This is a genomic window from Mesorhizobium sp. M7A.F.Ca.US.002.01.1.1, from assembly GCF_004022955.1.
Classification (GTDB): Bacteria; Pseudomonadota; Alphaproteobacteria; order Rhizobiales; family Rhizobiaceae; genus Mesorhizobium; species Mesorhizobium ciceri.
In genome coordinates, this window is record NZ_RZQE01000492.1 from 1 (window position 1) to 4,252 (window position 4,252).

The 4,252-nt window shown below is 63.3% G+C and carries 4 protein-coding genes and 1 pseudogene; 2 read left to right on the plus strand and 3 right to left on the minus strand.

The window, feature by feature from the left end; genetic code table 11:
- Positions 1-1,175, minus strand: a pseudogene (locus tag EN932_RS39620) (autotransporter outer membrane beta-barrel domain-containing protein); the annotation flags it as partial.
- 635 nt (positions 1,176-1,810) lie between these two features.
- On the opposite strand from EN932_RS39620, the gene EN932_RS30405 reads away from it, so the two are divergent.
- The gene (locus tag EN932_RS30405; RefSeq protein WP_013529617.1) at positions 1,811-2,119 is read left to right on the plus strand and encodes a hypothetical protein; all 309 of its coding nucleotides are present in this window, start codon (positions 1,811-1,813) and stop codon (positions 2,117-2,119) included.
- A 126-nt stretch (positions 2,120-2,245) separates the two neighbouring features.
- Complete coding sequence (locus EN932_RS30410) at positions 2,246-2,716, plus strand: NUDIX hydrolase (protein WP_013529616.1); 471 nt, start codon at positions 2,246-2,248, stop codon at positions 2,714-2,716.
- A 4-nt stretch (positions 2,717-2,720) separates the two neighbouring features.
- On the opposite strand, the gene EN932_RS30415 is transcribed toward EN932_RS30410, so the two are convergent.
- Entirely contained in the window at positions 2,721-3,572 is an 852-nt protein-coding gene (locus EN932_RS30415; RefSeq protein ID WP_063168996.1) for a citryl-CoA lyase, read from the minus strand.
- Positions 3,569-4,252: CoA transferase (locus tag EN932_RS30420; protein ID WP_206618978.1), on the minus strand; the 684-nt coding region annotated here is incomplete at its 5' end. The genes EN932_RS30415 and EN932_RS30420, both read right to left, overlap by 4 nt.

Sequence of the window (4,252 nt, forward strand, 5' to 3'; positions counted from 1 at the left end):
CCGCCATTCCCGCGGCCACCGCCGACCGACTGGATCAGAATGCCATGCGCGCCGTCGCCGCCGTTTCCATCGACGCCGGTCTTGATGACGCCGCCAATATTGCCGGTCGCCGTATCGCCCTGGCCGCCACCGCTTGCCTTGCCACCGATCGACACGAGACCGATGGCGCCGCCGCCATCGCCGCCGCCGCCGCCCACCGACTCGACCAGCATGCCGATGGCGCCCAGGCCACTGGTGGTGATGTTGCCGGTGTTGGTCCCCGTGGCTGCCCGGCCGTCATTGCCATCCGTACCCGCGCCGCCACCGCCGAACAGACCTAGACCGCCACCGCCGTCGCCGCCGCCACCGCCCACCGACTGCACGACCATGCCGCTGGCAAAATCTCCCCGAGTTGTGATGGTCCCGGAATTTATCCCCTCGGCATTGCCGCCGATTGTCGGCACGCCCCCATTGCCGCCGTTACCCACGATACCGAAACCACTCGCACCATCACCGGCAACGCCGCCCGCCGACCGCACAAGCATACCCTTCGAGAAAGCCCCGTCCGTGGAAATGGAGCCGGCATTATCGCCTTTCGCGTCACCGCCGAAACCGCCATTGCCGCCATTGCCACCCTTGCCGGCACCGATCGCAGCGCCCAAGCCGCCATTGCCGCCGCGCCCTCCGCTGGAATTGACGGTGATGCCGTTCGAATTGACCCCGTGCGTGATGATATTGCTTTCGATCGTAGTGGTCACGGTCGCCGTGCCGCCATCGCCACCCCGCCCGCCGACGCCGCCCTTACCGCCTACCGCGATGGCGAATGCCCATGCGCCGTTACCACCATCCCCACCGCCGGCGTCGCCCGATATGCCGGGAGCATTGTCCCCCGATGTTTCGAGGGCGCCAGATGCGTTGTTTGTTATATCGACGGTTCCGCCCTTGGCGCCATCGCCGCCTTTACCACCCTTGATCTCCACAAAAGGCGGGACGGCTGTTGCATGGACAGCCGAGCCGCCATCGCCGCCGCGCCCACCCCGGGCGCTGCCAACGAAAGCGGCCTCCCCGGAGGTCGTGCGGCCGACACTATTCGTTCCCGTAGCCGGCGCCACCGGCGAATGGCCATCTCCGGCGTCAGCAGTACCGATTCCGTCATCACCATTGTCGCCCGGTGCACCATCCGTATTGATGGACAATTGCTGCGCATGGACCGGAGATTGAGCGTAAGGAAAGACCAGCCCCACCAGTGCCGTAGCGCAAAGCAATCGAGCTATCCGTTTGGGCAGAGTGGCGAGACATTGATTCGGCCGGCCGGGCAAACCCTTCTGAGTCGCCGCGGCATCACGAAGAACTTCCTCAGAACATGCCTTGGCTGAACCGTCGTCGGCCGATGCGCACGACAATACGGCAACGCGCTCTGTGAACAAAGCCATGCACTTACCCCCCATTTTACGGGGGCGCGCCTCAATGCCTGCTTGAGTCCGACGCCACCGCTATGCTCTGCTCATGCAATTGCAATAAGGATGCCGGCACTGTGCAATAAGGTTCAATGCATTAAAACAGGGCATCCGTATTCCCACTTGCGGAGCTCTGACTCAATTAGAATACATTAACTTATGCCGGATGAAACCAAAAATTTACGTGGGGAACACTGACCAAAGCCACCGACGTTTCATAGTCATCATATGATGACTATCTGCCGTTTCGCGGCCGAAATCGCAGAACAAAGCGATTGGACCGCCCGATTTCGTGATACTCGACCCGCTGGCCATGGCATCGACGCGCAAACGCCCTATATCAAAGGACAGAGTTTTTGCGCGGGAATGAACGGATGTCGGCACTTCGGCCATCAACGATCTTCACAGTGGCAATGCTGGCCACGGCAGTGCTGGCGGGCGTTTGCCTGCCGGCTTCCGCGCAAGCGCTCAATCCCGCTACCGGCAACAATGCGCTGATCCGGCAGAACGACCTGCAAATCCTGCAAAACAGGATACAGCGGCAGCAATATCAACAGCAACAGCAGCAGAATCGCGCCCAGGACCGCCAGATCTTTCAGCAACCGCCACCGGTCGTGCAGCAGCTCAAGCCAAGCTGCCAGACCCAGATAATCGGCACCACCGCCGTGAGCAATTGCCGCTGACATCAAGGCCTTTTTCGTTTATTTAGCCGACTTATGTATTTCGAGTGTCGTTGGCACATGCGAAAGTTTTGGTTTTGCAACGACGCCTTGTCGCGCTATGCGGCATTGCATCGACTGGATTGACGAATGGCAGCCACCAAGAAAAAGGCCGTACGCAAGGCAAAGAAGGGCGAGAGAATCCGCCAGGTGGCGGCTATTCCCTTCCGGCTGACCGCGCGTGGCGATATCGAGGTGATGCTGGTCACGTCGCGTACCACCAGGCGCTTCATCGTCCCCAAGGGCTGGCCGATGAAGGGCAAGAGCGGACGCAAGGCGGCCACCATCGAGGCGCAGGAGGAAGCCGGCGTGCTCGGCAAGACGCTGAAGCAGCCGGCGGGCACCTATTCCTACTGGAAGCGGCTGGCCAATCGCTTTGTCCGCGTCGACGTCATCGTCTACCTGCTCGAGGTGAGCGAGGAACTGGCCGACTGGCAGGAAGCCAAACGACGCCAGCGGGCCTGGCTGGCGCCAGCCGATGCGGCCATGCTCATCGACGAGCCGGATCTTTCAACGTTGGTAAAGACGCTGAAGATCCCTGTGCAGGTGGACCAGGCGTAGAGCCTCACTCGCCGGGGTCATCGCTTTCGGGAAACGGCCGCACCGGCGTGCCGGTATAGGCCCACAGCCACTCGCGCGGCAGCGGCCCCTTGTTTCGCTCGGCCTGCTGCGACTGCTCCCAGGCATGCGCCAGGATGCCGACCGAGCGCGACAGCACGAAAAGCCCTCGCGTCAGCGGCGGCGGAAAACCGAGTTCGCCATAGATGACGGCGGTGGCGCCATCGATGTTGAGGGGTATTTTTTTCCCCTTGCGGCGTTCGACATCCGCCTCGACCGCTTCGGCGATATCGGCGAAACGCCCATTGACGGCACCGCGTGCGGCAAATTCGCGGGTCAGTTCCAGCAAGCGCGGCGCGCGCGGGTCGACGGGATGGAAGCGATGCCCGAGCCCCGGCACATAGCCCTTCTCCTCGGCGAAGAACCGGTCGAGCCGCGCCGAGACCGCCTCATTCAGCGTCATCCCGGCATCGATCGCCACGGCAATGTCACCATAGAAGGAAAGCGCCTGCTCGCCGGCGCCTCCATGCACGTCGCCGAGAACGTTGATGGCTGAGGCCATGGCGCTGTTGATACCGACGCCGCAGGTTGCAGCCATGCGCGCGATGGCAATCGATGGCGCCTGCGGTCCATGGTCGACGGCGGCAGCCAAGGCAATGCCGAGCAATTCTGCCTGGTCCTCGCTGGGCAGTTCGCCGCGCAGCATCAGCCAGATGACAGCCGGAAAGCTGACGCGGCCGATCAGATCCTGGATCTCGTAGCCGCGCAGCCGGATGACACCAGGCCGCATCTCGATGATATCGGTCTGCCACCATTCCTCGCCGCGCTCACGGCCCGTCTTCTTCTCCGTGCCGCTCATGCGCGTGCCTTTGTCCTGGCGTGGGGCGGCAGGTCGGCGAACACCTCGCTCATATGTTCGCCGAGCGCCGGCGGCGGCTTTGTCGGCAAGGGCGCCTCGCCATCGACCATGAAGCCGCCGCGCAAAACGGTCAGCGGCTTGTCCATGCCAGCCACATCGTCGAAATGCGCGGTCACCTGGCGCTCGAGGACTTGGGGCTCGGCCAGCACTTGCGGGATCGTCAGCACCCTGCCGGCAGGCACGCCGGCGCGATTGAGCGTCTCTTCCCAGGCCGCCGCCGAGGCGCCCGCCAGGGCGTCCTCGATCTCGACTTTAAGCGCCGCACGGTTGCGCTTGCGCGTCTCGCGCTCTGCATAGCGGATATCGGAAGCCAATTCCGGCCGGCCGATCAGCCGGCACAGCGCCACGAACTGCTCCTGCTTGTTGGCGGCGATGTTGATGAGCCCGTCGCCGGTGCGAAACGCACCGGAGGGTGCCGCCGTCATGTTCTCGTTGCCCATCGGCATGGGGTCGATACCTGCGGTCAGATAGTTGGAAACCGGCCAGCCAAGTGCGGAAAGTGTGCATTCGAGCATCGAGACGTCGAGAAAGGCACCCTCGCCGCTCGTCTTCTGCCGCACCAGCGCCGAGGCGATGGCGAACGCGCCGACCAGTCCGCCAAGCGTATCGGCGACGGGATA